Consider the following 15,117-nt stretch of genomic DNA (forward strand, 5'->3'; position numbering starts at 1 on the left):
AACAGGAACACCGGCGCCGAAACCGGTGAAATCGCAAATATGTGATTCGGCTGTCGCTTACCGGGAGACGGTGGTGGCTACCGAAGTGGTCTTGATGGTTACGCTCGATCAGCATCGATGGGCGGCAAGTCGGCTTCGGCGTCGAGCCACTTCTTGTGGTTGGCACATGTCGATCGCGGCAAGACATCGCTCCGGAAGGCAGCGGACGGATGCCGCATCCGATTCCTGATCGCGTCGCGACTCGTCACGCTCGGCCGACGACAAGGCCGCGACGCCGGAATACGGACACCATGACCACCGGCTCGAATGACGCTGCCGCGCTCCTGAGCAAGTGAAAGCCGGTCGCCCACAACCGAATAGATCTCACTGCCGCGCCTCTGAACCGAGGAGGTGCTTCATTAAGGTGAATGCCGATGCGTGCCATCAATTTTCGGCTGAGCCGTCACCCAGGAGAACAACGTCACAGACCCACGGGCCAGGCAAGGCGAACAAGCTGTGGCGATTCGAGGCTTTGCGTAGTATTGCTGCACAAGGGACTTGGAGAAGCAGACCACGAAGGGGGCGATGTGGATCCGTTCACGGTGATCGTGACCGCGTTGATCGCTGGTGCGGCGGCTGGTGGCCAGGATGCGGCGTCGGCAACAGTGCGCGAGGTCTATCAGGCGATTCGGCGTCGCATAAGCCGCGGTGACGACGGCCCACAAGTGAGGGCCGCTCTCGAAGCCAACGAAACATCGCCTGGCAGTAACGTTGCAGCACTAGAAGCCGCAGTGCTCCGCGCGAGGGGCGGAGATGACAGCGAGTTGCAGTCTTTAGCAGCCCAACTCCTGGAAGCACTACCGACCGCGGAAACCGACCGGGCCCGTAAACTTATCGACCTGCGGCACGCAAAAGGGGTGCAGTTGGGGAACAACAACACTCAACACAACAGTTTCAACTGATCGCACGCCCGGCTCGTTGACGCGCGCTGGCACCTAGACCAAGAAATCGCCACGTGTCGGCCCCCGCTACTGGTGCCTCCGCCAGATAGATTGCTGCGCCACCCGCTCCGACTGCTCGCCGAGCTCGAGGATACGGCGATCGAATGCGGTGCGGGCGACCACCGGTCGGCTGCGTTCGACGGAACCCTCCGCACCAAGGCTCGATACGGCAGGAGCTATATGGACGCGGCACTAGAAATCATTGACGATGTAATTCTTATTGTGATGGATTCGAGGTTCGCGTGAAAAACCAGATCCCGATTCAAGTCGGTGAAGGAAATATACAGAACAACTTCTGGTCCGAACGTCGAAGATGGCTGGTTGCGATCGGCGTCGCCATCCTGATTGTCGTATCGGTCTCGGCATCTGTCACAATTTATCTACTGCAACCGGATCGAGCGGTATCCGAACAGCGCGCAATCGAGGCAGACCGCGAAGGGAGAGACAATGCGACACCACCGGCACGCGCCGAGGGCGTGAGCGGCCCGCCAGGCGTCCCGGGATCATTGGCATCGTCAAGAATTATCGAATTGGATGGAGTCAGACCGGACAAGGCGACCATGCAGCGTCTCGTCCCCGATGGGGTCGCGCTCGGGCAGAGTGTGATTGATCCACGCAATCCGATGAACTCTCTGGAAGGGTTCGGTGAAGGCTCGATATACTTCAAGCTCACTGGACAAAATTTCACGCCGGTCCAAATCTCTAGCATTGCCGCCAGGATAGTCGAAAGGCGGCGACCTCCCGCAGGAACGATTGTCCCATTCTATTCACAAGGAGTTACCGAAGCATTGACAATGGGATTCGATCTGAACTCTGGAGATGTTGTCGAGGCGAAGGCTTTGGACGGATTCGGACAATTTACTGACAGCGACTACATGAAGACACATGCAGTTACGCTTGCGCTGAATGAGACGCTGGCCTTCAAGATAGAGATCCGGGCGCACGATTGCGATTGTGAATTTGTTGTGGACATCGGATTCGGGGACGGTCGATCACTGGCCGTAGACGACCAGGGAAAGCCATTTCGATTCGTCACACTGACAGGCTCGTACGAGCGAGCATACGTTCCGATGTACGACCTGGAGAATGGTTCCATGGCACGAGATGCGAAACTTCGGCTGTGCGACTATCCCAAGGAATGCAAGCTTCGGTACGCTCAAATGTACACAAAGTAATATCAATACGGCTATGTTCAGGAGCTGGGCGGTGCTCGACCCGCGCGAGCGCGCCTGAATAGCCCCTTGTCCACGCGGACAAGGGGTTTCAGCGTCGAGAACCGGTCAGTGATACCGACATCAGGTTCGGCATGAGGTACGGCGGATCGACCCGGATTCCATCGCATTGCTGCCGTATACCAGCCAAGTTGGAAGGTCCTGTTTGCACCTCGTTGCGTAACCAAACATCAACTTCTGGAACCGAACCGATACTTCGATGATCACAGGATGCACACCCGCGCCGCGGGCGCCCGGTCTGCGCGAAGATCTACTCGGGATCTGTCCCATAGATCGAGCGGTACTCCTTGGCGAAGGTGCGGCTGCCGAGCAGGCGCCAGGCGAGTCTGGCGGCGAACGGCATGTCGGCTAGGAACTTTCGGCGTTCGGGGTGCGGTACAGCTTGCAAGATGAAGCCGAGGAAGATCAACCGCCGGTCCTTGGGTACGGCGGCGCGTCCTCGTTCGCCGAGCGCCTGCCATTCGCGGGCGGTCATGACGCGTCCGGCGAGCGGCAGGATGCGCGCCTCCTCCTCAGCCATATGTTCGTCGAGAGCGGCGGCCAGCGCCGACAGCGTGGCGGCGAGATGCCCGCGCACCTCGGGATGCGCCGATGCGGCGAATTCCTCGGCCTGCCGGTCCGCGCGGTCGATCAGTTCGGCGATCCGCTCATGCTGTTCCTCCATCCGCAGGATCAGTGCGCCATCGGTCTTCGCCCGCTCGAGCAGCAGTGGCCACATCAGCTCGTCCTCAGCGCAGTGGTGGTGATGCAGGCCGGTATCGAGTTCGGTGAGGAACTCGACGATGCGACCCGCGCGCGCGGTGTCACCGTCGGCGACACCGCCGACGAGGCCGGGCAGGGCGTCGAAATGGCGGCGGAAGGCGCGGTGGACGAGCAACATGTCAGCGGTATCGGGACGGTCGGTGGTATCGGGGCGGTCGGGGGTCTGTGTCGCGGTGTTCATGGTTCTCACTGTCTGTCGATCCGCTTGTAGCGCACTTGCAATAGACTTGGCCGGTCATGGTGCGGATTCAGGTGCTCGGCTCGCTGGCCGCGCAGACCGAGCGCGGCAGTGTCGATCTCGGCGGCCCACGCCAGCGCGGCGTGCTCGCCCTTCTGGTGGTTGCCCGCGGCGCGGTCGTGCCGATCGACCGGCTGATCGACGATCTGTGGCGTGGTGAGCCGCCGCCGCGCGCACTCGGCGCGTTGCAGGCCTACATTTCGCACTTGCGCAAGCTCCTCGAGCCGGATCGGCTGCCCCGCTCGCCGGCCACCGTGCTGGTGAGCCAGGCGCCGGGATACGCGTTGCGGCTCGCCCCGGAGGCAGTGGACGCCTGGCTGTTCGAGACCGAACTACGCAGCGCGCCAACAGATCCCGCAGAACGACGACGCAGTCTCGAACAGGCGCTCAGCCGATGGCACGGCCCGGCATTCGCCGAGTTCAGCGACGAATCGTGGGCGCAGCCCGAGGCGAACCGACTCGAGGAACTGCGCCTGGCCGCGCGCGAGCGACTGGCCGCGACACTGGTCGAACTCGGCGACCCGACGGCGGCTGCCGCGGAGGCCGATGCGTTGACGAGCACGCATCCGCTGCGCGAGGAGGCGTGGCGTATTTCGGCGCTGGCACGGTTCCATGCGGGGCGGCAAGCGGACGCGCTCGCCGCGTTGCGTGCCGCCCGTGAGGTGCTCGCGGACCAACTCGGCATCGACCCCGGCCCGGCCCTGGTGCGGCTCGAAGCCGATTTGCTGGCGCAACGCATCCCCGTCGATCTACCCGCACCGGTCTCGTTTCCGTCGCCGACACCCGCGCTGGACCCGTTGCATTCCGAATTCGTCGGCCGGACAAGGGAACTGGATGAGCTGCGGCGGGCGGCGCGGGCGGGCGGCGCACCTCGTGTAGCGGCTGTCATCGGGGAAGCCGGTAGCGGCAAATCCCGTTTGCTGCAGCGGTTTCGGACAGAGCTGGCGGCCGGTGGCTGGCGCGTGGTCACGGGCAGCTGTCCCGAGGAGGACGGCGCACCACCGGCGTGGGCCTGGGTGGAAGCCCTGCGCGAGCTCGCGGGCACGGTCGATCCCAGCCGATACGCCGAGCCGCTGGAGCCGTTGCTCACCGACCGACGCCGTGAATTCGGCGCCGATGTCTCGGTCGGGCGGTTCCTGCTGCATCGCGCCGTCGGTGCGTACCTGGACGACGCGGCGCGGCAGCAACCGCTCGCGGTGTTTCTCGACGACCTGCACCGCGGCGACTCCGAGACGGTAGCCCTGCTCGGCAGCGTGGCGAAATCGGCCTCGATCCTGATCGTGATCGCCTACCGTCCCGACGAGATCGGAATGCCCCTAGAAGACGCGCTCGCCTCGCTCGCCCCCGCGACCGCAACGCGGATACGCCTGCGCGGCCTGGGTTTCGACGATGCGGCGGTTCTTATCCGGTCGGTGTCGGGACACGATCCCGAGCCGGCAACGATCGCGGCATTGGCCGAACGCACCGACGGAAATCCCTTCTATCTCACCGAAAGTGCTCGTCTACTTGCCAGTGAGGGCGCGCTCGTGGCGACTTCTGAGGTACCGGAAGGCGTCCGCGACGTGCTGCGCCGGCGCTTTGCACGGCTACCCGAGGTCAGCGTGTCGGTCCTGCGTCTCGCCGCGGTGATCGGGCGCGAATTCGACATCGACGTGCTGATCGGCGCGGCCGAAATCGACCAGGATAAGGTCCTCGATGCCGTGGAGGCGGGTGTGCTCGCCGGACTGCTCGAGGAACCGGGTCCCGACTACGCGCGCTTCACGCACGCGCTCGTCCGCGACACCTTGCTCGGTGACCTGTCCCGTATACGGCGACGCCGCTGGCATCTGCGCATCGCCGAGTCGGTCGAGCGGGCCGCGCCGGACGACCTGTCGGCGCTCGCGCACCATTTCGGGGAGGCGCTCACCGCGGCGACGGCACGGCGGGCCGCCGACTACGCTCGCGCGGCGGGTGAACAGGCCGAACGCCGATTTGTCCACGATGTCGCGGCCGAAAACTACGGTCGCGCCGTCATCGCGCTCGAACGGATCACCGGCGCGGACACGACGGCCGAGCGGGTCGCCGCGCTTTCGCGTATGAGCAGGAGCCACCTCGCGGCCGGCGCCGGCCTGCCAGCTCGCGATGCACGCGACCGTGCAGTGTCGGCGGCCGACACGCCTGAATTGCTCGTCGGGGCGCTCACCGCATGGGACACGCCGACTCCCTGGCTGAACCGCGCGTACGGGTCCGTCGACCAGCGGGTGGTTGCCTCTATCGACGAGGCGCTGCGGACACCCGGGCTCACACCGCAAGCGCGCTGCCGGCTGCTCGTCGCGCTCGTCCGCGAGATCGGCGGAGAGCTGCACGAACGAGCGCGCGAGGCGGCCGAGGAAGCCGAAGCGCTGGCACGTGGACTGAGCGATCCTGGACTGCTCGGGCTGGCATTGCAGGCGCGGACCTCGGTGTACGACACATCAATTCCGCTCGCCGATCGGGAACGGCTCGCCACCGAGTTGATCCGCCTCGGCGAGGACAACGATTTCCCCGCCTTCGCGCTGATCGGCCGTAACGCCGCACTCCAAGTGGCCGCAGCCCGCGGCGACATCGACCGCGCGAATACCGAACTCGCGGCCGCGACACTGTTGGCCGACCGCTACCAGTGGCGTCAAGCCCAAGCCGCGAACACCATGGGCCGCGCGATGATCGCCCACCTGACGGGGAATCTCGAAGCGGCGGAACGACATTATCAGCAGGCCCACGAATTGTTCATGCGCCACAAAGTCTTCGATTCGGGCGGCAACCTGCTGATCGCCCTCTTCACCATCCGTCTCACGCAAGGCCGGGTCGGCGAATTCGCACCTCTGTTCACCGAAATGTTCACGCAGCTCGAAACTTCGGGCGCCGACCTCGTCGTCGACCCGCTCGCGTTGGCACTGCTGGCGACCGGTGACCGGGACGGCGCACGAGCAGCGACGCAGGCCCGCCACCCGCTGCGTACCGACTTCTTCCGTTCGCTGTTCCTCACCGTGCGCGGCATGGCCGTCACGGGACTCGAACAACACACCGAGGCAGCGCAGGTGTACCAGCAACTGCGCACCTACACCGGTCAGATCGCCGGCGCGGACACCGGTGCACATGCCGCAGGACCGGTCGACACCGTGCTCGGCGACCTCGCGGCGCTGCTCGGCAAACCCGCCCAGGCGGCCGAGCACTACGCCGTCGCGGACCGCCTGGCCCGCCGCTGCGGATGCCGGGAGTGGATCACCGCCGTGCACAATCGAATCGGTTTACAAGTCGATTACTAGTCGCGCCCGGAAGCTGGGTAGCAGATCACTCATCAGCCAGCAGAAAGAGCGCCGCCATGCCGACCGATCGTCAACTCAAGACCTTGAACACCCTCCACCGCACCGTGATAAAGCTCAGCGGCGGCATCCTCGGCACAACCTTCAAAGGCATGCCGACGATCACGCTGACCACCATCGGCCGTAAATCCGGGCGACCGCACACCGTTATCCTCACCGCACCGATCATCGACGGCGACACGATCGTCATCGTCGCCTCCCGTGGCGGCGATCCCACCGACCCGGCATGGCTGCACAACCTCCGCGCGAACCCCACAGTCCAGGTTTCACTCGAGCAAGGCCCGAAACGGCCGATGACCGCTCGCGTGCTGTCATCGACCGACCGGGACAAGCTCTGGCCCGACGTCATCGCAGCCCACCCCGGCTACGCCGCCTATCAGGAAATGACCATCCGAACAATACCTCTGGTCACCCTGACACCAATCACCGATGAGATCGACACTCGACCGATCTGATAGCCGTCGCCCCCACCGGCACGCACGGGCCGGCAACCGGTAACCGATGGTGTAGACGCACCAGCGGGCATCGACCTGCGTGAGCCACAGTGTCACTGCTCTGCGGAGTAGCAGGGCGACCGGGTCAATGCCTACACGTCAGGTGGTGGTACCCGAGCCGGTCCGCGGTCGCGGCGATACGTGCGATCTCCTCGATTCCCGCGCCGGCCTCCCAGTCGGATGAGCGCCCCGGAATGTCCAGCACCACAGGGGTATTGATTCCCAGTCGTAAACGGCCGAGGATCGGGTTCGTCACGTGCCGCTTCTTCTTTCGCGACCGGACCAGCGGCTCGACCAGCATGGCATGGCCCGTTCCGGTTGTGCAGGGCCAGGCGCGAACCCGGTTTCCCGGCTAGGCGATCACACGGCGGGACCGAAACGCTTGCGCTGTAACCGAGAGGTACACACCATCGGTTACAGCGCACTGGCTATTGCACCAGGTTCGCCGACAGCGCGCCGCGATATCACCGGCGCAGAAGCCGGATGTCGGGCAGGGGTCACGGACTCGCTTGTTTGGTTTCCTCCGCGATCCAGGCCGCGATTTGTGAGCGTGAGGTGAAGCCGAGTTTGGTGAGGATGTGTTCGACGTGGCCTTCGGCGGTGCGTTGCGAGATCACGAGTTTGGCGGCGATCCGCTTGTTGCTGAGTCCCTGGGCGATGAGGTCGGCGATCTGCCGCTCACGCTTGGTCAATTTCGTGGATGCGCGCGCGGTACCGGCGGGCTGTTCGCCGAGCGCGTACGCCACAGCGGCGCCGATACCCATCGCCTGACCGTGGCGGAAGGCCGCATCGAATGCGCGGGTGCCGAGGGTGCGACGCGCTGTCTGCTCACAGTTTTCGTGAAAGCGCGCTATGTCCGGGAAGACAGCTCCAACACTGCTTCCTACGAGCCAGATTCCTTGCGCGGTTCCCAGCAGCACGGCCGCGCGATCGGCGTCGCCCTGGTCGGCGACAGTCCAGGCCAGGGCCTCGAGACTGAACGCGTTGAGCACCGGGCTATTCGGCCGCCGGTTGACTCGCAGCGCTTCCTGGAGCAGCTGTTGGGCTTTGTCCCGCTCGCCTTGCTGCCATGCGGCCACGCCCAAGCCGCGTAGCGCAGCCGAACGATAGAGCAGTTCGCCCTGCGCTTCGGTGATGGAAAATACCCGGCGGTAATGCTCGGTTGCTCGAGTCATGTCGCCGCGTAGCTCATATGCCCAGCCGAGGATGGTCAGGGTACCGATGTACAGAGCGCCCGTCCTGTCCCAGCTGAGTGTCTCGATGTCATGTTCGAGGGAGGACGATACGTTGGCCGTTTCGCCGCCAGCGAGTGCGAGAAGGGCGGTCGCGTAGGCGATCTGCGCCTGGATCGCGGGGGCGGGGGCCTGTTCGGCGAGCACTCGTGCCTGCTCCAGAAGGGCGGCCGCGGACTGGACATCCCCCTGCGGCGCGGCCAGTTGGCAGCCGACGCAGAACGCCTTGATGCGGTCGAGTACCGGTTGCGCGCCGGGGTGGGCGAGAACGCGGTCGATCCAGGATCGGCCTTCCCCATACAGACCGGATAAGCTCCAGAAATCGTAGAGTGCGGCTGTGATGCGCAGCCCTGCTTCAGCTGCTTCCTGGGTGTCCTCGGACAGGCAGGATTCGAGCGCTTCGCGCAGGTTGGGTAGTTCGTGTTCGAGGCGGATGATCCAGTCGAGCTGGCGGTCGCTGATCCACCCGGCTTCCGCGTCCAACGCCAACTGCCGATACCAATCGCGGTGGCGTCGGCGCAGCTCGGTATCTTCGCCGGACTCTCGTAGTTTTTCCCGGCCGTAGCCGCGAACTGTCTCGAGCATCCGGAAACGCACGACAGTATCGGATTCCTCCCGGATCAGGATGGACTTGTCCACCAGGGACGAAAGCACATCCAGCGGCGTATCCGCTGCCAGGTCTGTGCCGCATATCTGCTCGATGGCGTCGAGTTCGAAGCTGCCGGCGAACACCGACATCCGGGCCCACAGCCGCTGTTCGGTCCCGCTGCACAACCCGTAGCTCCAGTCGATACTCCATCGCAGCGTCTGTTGCCGTGTCGGGGCTGTGCGACTGCCGCGGGTGAGCAGCGCGTACCGATCGGTAAGCCGGGCCAGGATCTGCTGCGGTGACATCGTGCGCATTCGGGCCGCGGCAAGCTCGATGGCCAGCGGTAACCCGTCCAGATGGGTGCAGATCCCGGTGACGGCGGCCTTGTTGTCCTCATCGAGTTCGAAGCCCGGAACCGCTGCCGCGGCGCGGTCGGCGAACAAGGTCACCGCATCGAAACCGGGCAGCCCGGCCAGGGTCGGCTCCCGGTCCGGGTCCGGGACCGACAGTGGTGCCACCCGCAGCACTGCTTCCCCGGCGATGTTCAGTGGTTCGCGGCTGGTGGCGAGAATCCGCAGCTCCGGACAAGTCTGCAGCAACGTCTCGGTCAGCTTGGCCACCGCATCCACGATCTGCTCGCAGTTGTCCACCACGAGCAGTGTTTCTCGCAAGCTGAGGAAGCCGATCAGAACCTCGAGCAACGGACTGGCCGACTCGTTGCGCACACCGAGGGTGGCCGCCACCACATCGACCAGCAGCGCGGGGTCGGACACTTCGGCCAACTCGATCGACCACACACCGTCGGCGAAACCACGTCGCGCACTGGATGCGGCCCGCAGCGCCAGTCGCGTCTTGCCGACACCCCCGGTCCCGGTCAACGTCACCAACCGCGCGCTCGACAGCAGATTCTTCAGCTCCGATACCTCGGTGCGCCGATTGATGAAGCTGGTCAACTCGAGCGGCAGATTGCCACTGTGGTCCCGGCTAGCCGCCGTCGGCTTGCGCGCTGCCCGCACCGGTGGCTTCTGGTCGGAATCGGCGAGATTCGGTTCGCCCCCCACCGCCATCTCGCCCACCGCGAACCCGTGGCGCTGCTGCAGTTGCCGAAATGTCTCCCCCAGCGCCGCTGCCGCCGGCCGCTGCTTGCGGTCGCGGCTCATCGCTGTCTCCACCACCGCCGACACGTCCTCGGGGATGCCGTCCTCCCGCAGGTCGGGCACCGGCTGGGTGGTGATCCGGACAAACTGCGCGACCATCTTCTCACCGCTACGACGCTCGAACGCGGCATGCCCGGTCAATGCGCAGAACAGGGTGGCGCCGAGTCCATAGACATCCGCGGCCGGGGTCGGATCGCCACCCTCGAGCACCTCCGGTGCGGTGAACGCGGGCGATCCGGTCACAACACTCGCAGTCGTCTGGAACCCACCGGTGATATGGGCGATACCGAAATCGGTCAACGCTGGTTCACCGTACTCGGTGAGCAGAATGTTTCCCGGCTTCACGTCCCGATGCACGATACCGAGACGATGCGCGCTGGCAAGCGCACCAGCGATCTTCACCCCGATCTGCGCCACCCGCTCCAAAGGAAGGGGACCAATCTCGCGGATCCAGCCATCCAGGGAACCCAGCCGGTGATACGGCATCACCAGGTAGGGCCGCCCGCTCTCGGTGGTACCGGCCTCCAGCGCGGTGACGATGTTGGGATGCCCGGTCAACCGGCCCATCGCGTGCTGCTCCCGAACAAACCGCGCCTGATTGTCTTCGTCCAGTTCCGCGGTCAGAATCTTCACCGCAACCGTCCGATCCAACCTCGGCTGCGTGCAGCGATACACCACCCCGAAACCGCCGTGTCCGATTTCCACGGCGTCCTCGAAACCAACCGCAGCCAACTCCGCCGTGGCAGGCGTCATCGCCTCACGGCGCGTCTGCAGCGGATCATCTGTCATCGGCCGGGTGTGATCCGACCAGCATCTCTCCGGACACCAGGCAACATGCACTCACCTTTCGCCAATGCCAGCGTATCGCCGAAGAACATCGACAGAGGAATATCGCTGTAGGCGCACAGAGCGCGACACCGACCGCAATCACCGGAGACGGCTACCCGCCTTGCCGTCGGACCGCGCCGGCGCGCCGGACAATTCCATGCGCCGATCGCCGCCGAAGAACGACGCAACCGATCCCCTGGCGGTGCAGGGCGCCGAACCGAGTACTGGCGACTGACCGTCTCGGGCACGCACGCGGGGCGCTTTCTCCCCTCGATCTCCGGTGGTGCGAAAGACCAGCTGGGCCGAGGTCTCGCTATGTTCAGGAGCTGGGCGGTGCTCGACCCGCACGAGCACCTGAATAACCCCTTGTCCACGCGGACAAGGGGTTTCAGCGTCAAGAAGAAGACTGCTAAGCCGGACGCGCCTGCAAGTAGTCCGTCGCCGACATCACCTTCAGCGCCTGCCGAACACCGAGTGGCGCCCACCCAGCCGACGCATCGTGCACTACCACCGGATCGATGAGCAGCACGACAGTGCCCTTGGCCTCGAGCTCGAAACCGCCTGCGGCCGTGATGTTCTTGACCCAGTCCACATCGCGGCCATAGGTCAGCGCGATCCGGTATACACCGTCGTTTTCGAACGCCCACACCGGAGTTCTGTAGGGACGCCCGGATTTTCGTCCCTTGTGGACAACCATGCTCATCGGGGGCACTTTCCCGGCCAAACGGCCGAGGATCGGGTTCGTCACGTGCCGATTCAATTTCGCCAGTGTGCGCGGAAGCACCATCTGGGGCGGTCCTCTCTCAGGGTGGCGTGCGGAGATCAGGTTACTCTCGAGCGGTGTTCGGACACCCTCAGTCGGAGATGATCGCGGTCTATGACGCCGCGGGCCATGAAGTCGGCGCGGCCGACCGAACCACCGTCTATCGCGACGGCATCTGGCATGCCAGTGCGGGCGTACTCGTTCGCTCCGGCGACGGCGAACGCGTCTATGTGCACCGCCGCACCGGTACCAAGATGGTCTTCGCCGGTATGCACGACTGCCTGGCCGGGGGTGTCGTCGATCCGGGTGAAACCCCGGCACAGACGGCGGTCCGCGAACTCGCCGAGGAACTCGGCATCGTCCTGCCCGACGATGCGCCACCGCTCCCCTTGCGGGCCAGCGCCTCCTGGGACGGCGTCTGGCAGGGCGCCCCGATGCGCTGTCATCTGTTCGCCTACGAGCTGCGCTACGACGGGCCGATCCGGCACCAACCCGAGGAGATCGTTGACGGCTGGTGGTGGACCGATGCCGAACTGCGGGCGCACCTGGCCGACCCGTCCTGGGCCTTCGTCCCTGATACCCGCATCCTCACCGATCAGCTGCTGGCTTGAAACGCCATCGGCCCACCAGGTCGGGGACCTGATGGGCCGACGAGCCTGCGTTCTGTCAGGCGGCGCTACCGCTCATAGCACCCATGACCTGGGTGAAGAGGTTCGCGACGACTTCGAGGAGCTCCATGTACATTCCCTTGCTGGACCCGATATGAAATTTGCATTCTGCATGAGTTAGGTGTCCAGCAGGTAAGAGGGTCGTGAAAACGGGTGACTAACCCGAAGACGCCACCGAGCCCGCCCAGGCGGCGAAGGCGCCCGGATTGCGGGTCTGCAGCAGCACCCGGCCTGGCCCGGTGAAGTCGAAGACGAAGCCTTCGCCCGACTTCAGCGACTGGATCGAGCGCCCAGATACCGCGCGGCGGATGGTGAAGTTCATGGCCAGGTCATAGGCCACCACATGGCCGGTATCGATGGTGATCGGCTCACCCGGCTGCAGATCGATCACATCGATCGCGCCGAACACACCGACGACCACCTCACCCTCGCCGTGCGCGCGCAGACCGAAGCCGCCCTCGCCGCCGAACAGGTTCGCGAGACCACCCCATTTGCCCTCCACCTGCACGCCGTGCGAGTTCGCGATCCAACCGCCGCGGCTGATGAAGAACGGCCGATCGGGGGTGATCTGCAGGTTCAGCATGTCGCCGGGAAGTGCGGGCGCCACATCCACCCAACCGCCCTGCGGCGGTGCGGTGAAGGTCGAGACGAAGAATGATTCGCCCGCAAGCACCGAACGCTTCAGCCCGGCGAGAATGCCGCCTTCGGCCCTGGCCTGCAACGAAACTCCCGCCGAATGCGCGACCATGGCGCCACTCTCGACCCGCATCGGCTCCCCGCCGGCCAGGAAGCACCGCGCGACCGCGGAGGCCGGACTATGACGCAGTTGTACCTTCATAAATGCCGACCCTACCGGCTATTTCGGCTACGAAGGGTCCAGCGATTCCAGGGTCTTCGCATCGCGCGCGACGACCGCACCGCCGTCGGGAGTGAGCACGATCGGCCGCTGAATCAGCTTCGGATTCGCCGCCAATGCCTCGATCCAGCGCTCCCGGTCGGCCGCGGTACGTCCCCAGCTGGATATGCCCAGGTCCTTGGCGATCTGTTCACCGGTGCGGGTGATATCCCACGGCTCGGCGCCCAGCCGCTGCAGCACCGTCCGCAATTCCGCCGCGGTCGGCGGATCGTCGAGATAGCGCCGGACCTTGTACTCGACGCCCGCCTCCTCCAGGTGCGTGGTGGCATTGCGGCTCTTGCTGCACTGCGGGTTGTGCCAGATCTCGGCTTGCCCAGATGTCATGGTCGCAGCGTACCTACAGGTGCATCCAGGTCGGCCACACCTGGGACCACGGGTAGCGCAGGCCGGTGCATTTCCACACGATGACGTTCTGGCTGTTGCCCGGATAGCCGATTCGGCTGTCCACCTTGGCAACTGGTTCGATGTGGTCGAAATCCCAGTGCAGGAAGTCGTCGTTCACGCCGACAGCGATCACGGCCGAGGCATTGTCCGGTGGCATGCCGAAGTAGCCGAAACCGCGGCTCGGACTGTAGATCCGTGGGAGGCGATCGCGGTCGAATTGGTCCAGGGCGCTGGCCTGCCAGTAGGTGTCGGTCACGATGACGGCGTCGGCGCGTTCGGCCCGGGTGAGCGATTCATAGGCCTGCAGGACGGCGGAAGTCAGTTCGGGCCAACCGAATTCGCCGTAGACGCCGATATTGACGGCGGCCTCGGCGTCATCGACGGGTGGCCGGACGTGCGCGGCATCGCGCCACGGCGTCGACCACAGCACATAGCCTGTGGTCACGGCGGCGAGCACCACACCGGCCCCGGTCGCCAACCGTCTCGGTGTGGGATTCAGGCGATCCGCGAGTTCGACGAGACCGACCGCGCCCGCCGCGAGCACCACACCGTACATTCCGGCGACGTAGTAGATCCGGCCACCGATCACCAGGAAGACCGCGACGAGTATCAGCACAGACGCGCCGAGAAACCGGTACGGCCGCAGCGAAGAACTACGCATCAGCGCCCACACGCCATAGATCAACAGCGCCGCACCCAGGTACCCGGCCAGCAGCAGCGCGAGCGGTACGAACAGCGCCCTGCCGCCGAGTATGCCCTGCTCACCGCTGATCACCTGGCCCATCGACAGCTGTGGCCAATCATTGCGCGCCTGCCAGATCAGTGATGGCGCGGTCGCGACGATCACGATGACACCGCCGAGCCACAGCAGCGGCCGCCGCACCAGTTCGCGCGGACCGAAGATCAGCGAACTCGCCGCGACACCGATCCAGAAGAAGGGAATCAGCCACTTCACCTGCATATCGACCGCGGTCACCAGTGCGGCGCACAGCAGCAGGCGATCGCGACGGGTCCGCACCCAACGCGCCACCAGCCAGGTGATCACCACCCAGAGCACGGTGTCGACCGCGTTGGTGGTCAGCATTTTGCCTTGGAGCAGCAGAAACGGTGAGGTCGCATAGCCGACAGCCGCGAGCACCCGGGCCGCCGGACCGCCGCCGAGTTCGCGCGCGATCACCGCGCACAGCACGATGCCGAGGACTGTCAGCGCGACAACGGGCAGCCGCAGCACGAAGAAGTTTCCGGGTGCGATCGTGTCCATCAACCGCGCCAGCATCGGCAATACCGGACCTTGATCGGCATAGCCGAATGACGGCCGCCGACCCGCCGCCAGAAAGTAGAGCTCATCGCCGAAGTAGTCATAACGGCTGGTCGAGAACACCAAGACGGCCGAGGATGCCACGGCGATGACACCGACGCTTATGGTCGCCATCGGCGGGCCCGCCCCGGTGGCGGTCAACTCCTGACGATCGGCGGTGTCGGTCACGTCAGCTCCTGCGGAGTTCCAGGAAACGGCCGTCTCCCCGCCAGCCA

The 15,117-nt window shown here is 65.1% G+C and carries 12 protein-coding genes; 5 read left to right on the forward strand and 7 right to left on the reverse strand.

What is annotated here, in order from left to right; all coding sequences use genetic code 11:
• Positions 1-566 precede the first annotated feature (566 nt).
• Together AB0J47_RS19930 and AB0J47_RS19935 are read left to right on the forward strand one after the other, a co-directional pair.
• A complete protein-coding gene (locus AB0J47_RS19930) occupies positions 567-941 on the forward strand; it encodes a hypothetical protein (RefSeq protein WP_364347532.1) in 375 nt (124 codons plus the stop codon).
• Positions 942-1,222: 281 nt separating this feature from the next.
• Positions 1,223-2,155, forward strand: a complete 933-nt coding sequence (locus tag AB0J47_RS19935; protein ID WP_364347535.1) for a hypothetical protein — start codon at positions 1,223-1,225, stop codon at positions 2,153-2,155.
• A gap of 307 nt (positions 2,156-2,462) precedes the next feature.
• Here the strand turns inward: AB0J47_RS19935 and AB0J47_RS19940 are convergent, their stop codons facing one another.
• Positions 2,463-3,155, reverse strand: a complete 693-nt coding sequence (locus AB0J47_RS19940; protein WP_364347538.1) for a hemerythrin domain-containing protein — start codon at positions 3,153-3,155, stop codon at positions 2,463-2,465.
• 56 nt (positions 3,156-3,211) lie between these two features.
• Here AB0J47_RS19940 and AB0J47_RS19945 point away from each other — a divergent pair, with 56 nt between their 5' ends.
• The gene (locus tag AB0J47_RS19945; RefSeq protein WP_364347541.1) at positions 3,212-6,496 is read left to right on the forward strand and encodes a BTAD domain-containing putative transcriptional regulator; all 3,285 of its coding nucleotides are present in this window, start codon (positions 3,212-3,214) and stop codon (positions 6,494-6,496) included.
• 56 nt (positions 6,497-6,552) lie between these two features.
• The gene (locus AB0J47_RS19950) at positions 6,553-7,008 is read left to right on the forward strand and encodes a nitroreductase/quinone reductase family protein (RefSeq protein WP_364347544.1); all 456 of its coding nucleotides are present in this window, start codon (positions 6,553-6,555) and stop codon (positions 7,006-7,008) included.
• A gap of 124 nt (positions 7,009-7,132) precedes the next feature.
• Here the strand turns inward: AB0J47_RS19950 and AB0J47_RS19955 are convergent, their stop codons facing one another.
• The 3 genes from AB0J47_RS19955 to AB0J47_RS19965 all read right to left on the reverse strand — a co-directional run bounded on the left by AB0J47_RS19955 (position 7,133) and on the right by AB0J47_RS19965 (position 11,601).
• On the reverse strand, positions 7,133-7,303 hold the full coding sequence (locus AB0J47_RS19955) for a hypothetical protein (protein WP_364347547.1): 171 nt from the start codon (positions 7,301-7,303) through the stop codon (positions 7,133-7,135).
• Between the two features lie 241 nt (positions 7,304-7,544).
• Complete coding sequence (locus AB0J47_RS19960; protein ID WP_364347550.1) at positions 7,545-10,814, reverse strand: protein kinase; 3,270 nt, start codon at positions 10,812-10,814, stop codon at positions 7,545-7,547.
• A gap of 448 nt (positions 10,815-11,262) precedes the next feature.
• Positions 11,263-11,601, reverse strand: a complete 339-nt coding sequence (locus AB0J47_RS19965) for a nitroreductase family deazaflavin-dependent oxidoreductase (RefSeq protein WP_364347554.1) — start codon at positions 11,599-11,601, stop codon at positions 11,263-11,265.
• A 116-nt stretch (positions 11,602-11,717) separates the two neighbouring features.
• Here AB0J47_RS19965 and AB0J47_RS19970 point away from each other — a divergent pair, with 116 nt between their 5' ends.
• On the forward strand, positions 11,718-12,227 hold the full coding sequence (locus AB0J47_RS19970) for an NUDIX domain-containing protein (protein ID WP_364347891.1): 510 nt from the start codon (positions 11,718-11,720) through the stop codon (positions 12,225-12,227).
• Positions 12,228-12,441: 214 nt separating this feature from the next.
• Here the strand turns inward: AB0J47_RS19970 and AB0J47_RS19975 are convergent, their stop codons facing one another.
• The 3 genes from AB0J47_RS19975 to AB0J47_RS19985 are packed head-to-tail and all read right to left on the reverse strand — an operon-like array spanning position 12,442 to position 15,070.
• Positions 12,442-13,122, reverse strand: coding sequence for a TIGR00266 family protein (locus AB0J47_RS19975; protein ID WP_364347557.1), 681 nt, complete (start codon positions 13,120-13,122; stop codon positions 12,442-12,444).
• A gap of 27 nt (positions 13,123-13,149) precedes the next feature.
• Positions 13,150-13,524: an arsenate reductase family protein gene (locus AB0J47_RS19980; RefSeq protein ID WP_364347560.1), complete on the reverse strand. Its 375-nt coding sequence runs from the start codon at positions 13,522-13,524 to the stop codon at positions 13,150-13,152.
• A gap of 13 nt (positions 13,525-13,537) precedes the next feature.
• Positions 13,538-15,070, reverse strand: coding sequence for a glycosyltransferase family 39 protein (locus tag AB0J47_RS19985; protein ID WP_364347563.1), 1,533 nt, complete (start codon positions 15,068-15,070; stop codon positions 13,538-13,540).
• Positions 15,071-15,117 lie beyond the last annotated feature (47 nt).

It is taken from the genome of Nocardia sp. NPDC049737 (assembly GCF_040674755.1).
Lineage (GTDB): Bacteria > Actinomycetota > Actinomycetes > Mycobacteriales > Mycobacteriaceae > Nocardia.

Excerpts from the sequence above, each read along its gene's own strand:
- AB0J47_RS19940 (WP_364347538.1), bottom strand. The coding sequence starts at position 3,155 with ATGAACACCGCGACACAGACCCCCGACCGCCCCGATACCACCGACCGT.
- AB0J47_RS19945 (WP_364347541.1), top strand. The coding sequence starts at position 3,212 with ATGGTGCGGATTCAGGTGCTCGGCTCGCTGGCCGCGCAGACCGAGCGC.
- AB0J47_RS19950 (WP_364347544.1), top strand. The coding sequence starts at position 6,553 with ATGCCGACCGATCGTCAACTCAAGACCTTGAACACCCTCCACCGCACC.
- AB0J47_RS19960 (WP_364347550.1), bottom strand. The coding sequence starts at position 10,814 with ATGACAGATGATCCGCTGCAGACGCGCCGTGAGGCGATGACGCCTGCC.
- AB0J47_RS19970 (WP_364347891.1), top strand. The coding sequence starts at position 11,718 with ATGATCGCGGTCTATGACGCCGCGGGCCATGAAGTCGGCGCGGCCGAC.
- AB0J47_RS19975 (WP_364347557.1), bottom strand. The coding sequence starts at position 13,122 with ATGAAGGTACAACTGCGTCATAGTCCGGCCTCCGCGGTCGCGCGGTGC.
- AB0J47_RS19980 (WP_364347560.1), bottom strand. The coding sequence starts at position 13,524 with ATGACATCTGGGCAAGCCGAGATCTGGCACAACCCGCAGTGCAGCAAG.